The sequence below is a fragment of the Rhodococcus sp. NPDC019050 genome, assembly GCF_055664235.1.
This window is the reverse complement of sequence record NZ_JBVOON010000038.1, coordinates 1-1,405: the sequence shown is the minus strand read 5'-3', so window position 1 is coordinate 1,405 and position 1,405 is coordinate 1. Positions and strand designations below refer to the sequence as shown.

General features: G+C 55.6%; 2 rRNA genes (1 of these 2 cut by a window edge). Both read left to right on the top strand.

Annotation, left to right across the window (positions count from 1 at the left end):
- Window positions 1-1,185 (top strand): 23S ribosomal RNA (locus AC0B44_RS21100); it begins 1,727 nt to the left of the window's first position.
- 96 nt (window positions 1,186-1,281) lie between these two features.
- A 5S ribosomal RNA gene (rrf, locus tag AC0B44_RS21095) occupies window positions 1,282-1,398 on the top strand.
- Window positions 1,399-1,405: the final 7 nt, after the last annotated feature.

Genomic DNA, 1,405 nt, shown 5'->3' with positions numbered 1-1,405 from the left:
GACGATCTTTACGGTCTGAGCTGGGTGTGGTCGCAGAGACCAGAGAGAAGCGACTGTTTACTAAAAACACAGGTCCGTGCGAAGTCGTAAGACGATGTATACGGACTGACGCCTGCCCGGTGCTGGAAGGTTAAGAGGACCGGTTAGTCACTTCGGTGGCGAAGCTGAGAATTTAAGCCCCAGTAAACGGCGGTGGTAACTATAACCATCCTAAGGTAGCGAAATTCCTTGTCGGGTAAGTTCCGACCTGCACGAATGGCGTAACGACTTCTCTGCTGTCTCAACCACAGACTCGGCGAAATTGCATTACGAGTAAAGATGCTCGTTACGCGCGGCAGGACGAAAAGACCCCGGGACCTTCACTATAGCTTGGTATTGGTGTTCGGTTCGGTTTGTGTAGGATAGGTGGGAGACTGTGAAGCGGTGACGCCAGTTACTGTGGAGTCGTTGTTGAAATACCACTCTGATCGTATTGGATATCTAACCTCGGACCATGATCTGGTTCAGGGACAGTGCCTGGTGGGTAGTTTAACTGGGGCGGTTGCCTCCCAAAATGTAACGGAGGCGCCCAAAGGTTCCCTCAGCCTGGTTGGCAATCAGGTGTTGAGTGCAAGTGCACAAGGGAGCTTGACTGTGAGACTGACAAGTCGAGCAGGGACGAAAGTCGGGACTAGTGATCCGGCACCGGCATGTGGAAGCGGTGTCGCTCAACGGATAAAAGGTACCCCGGGGATAACAGGCTGATCTTCCCCAAGAGTCCATATCGACGGGATGGTTTGGCACCTCGATGTCGGCTCGTCGCATCCTGGGGCTGGAGTAGGTCCCAAGGGTTGGGCTGTTCGCCCATTAAAGCGGCACGCGAGCTGGGTTTAGAACGTCGTGAGACAGTTCGGTCTCTATCCGCCGCGCGCGTTAGAAACTTGAGGAAGGCTGTCCCTAGTACGAGAGGACCGGGACGGACGAACCTCTGGTGTGCCAGTTGTCCCGCCAGGGGCACTGCTGGTTGGCTACGTTCGGAAGGGATAACCGCTGAAAGCATCTAAGCGGGAAGCCTGTTCCAAGATGAGGTTTCTCACCCCCTCGAGGGGGTAAGGCCCCCGGCAGACCACCGGGTTGATAGGCCAGAACTGGAAGTGCGGTAACGCATGGAGGTGACTGGTACTAATAGGCCGAGGACTTTCTAACGAAGGTGCTACGCGTCCACTGTGCGGTTTCTGAAACAGCACACACATGCATTCGATTCCTTTGGGGGTGGGGTGTGTGCGTGGAGTTTCATAGAGTTACGGCGGTTATAGCGTGGGGGAAACGCCCGGTCCCATTCCGAACCCGGAAGCTAAGCCCCATTGCGCCGATGGTACTGCACTCGTCAGGGTGTGGGAGAGTAGGACACCGCCGAACACCCGTT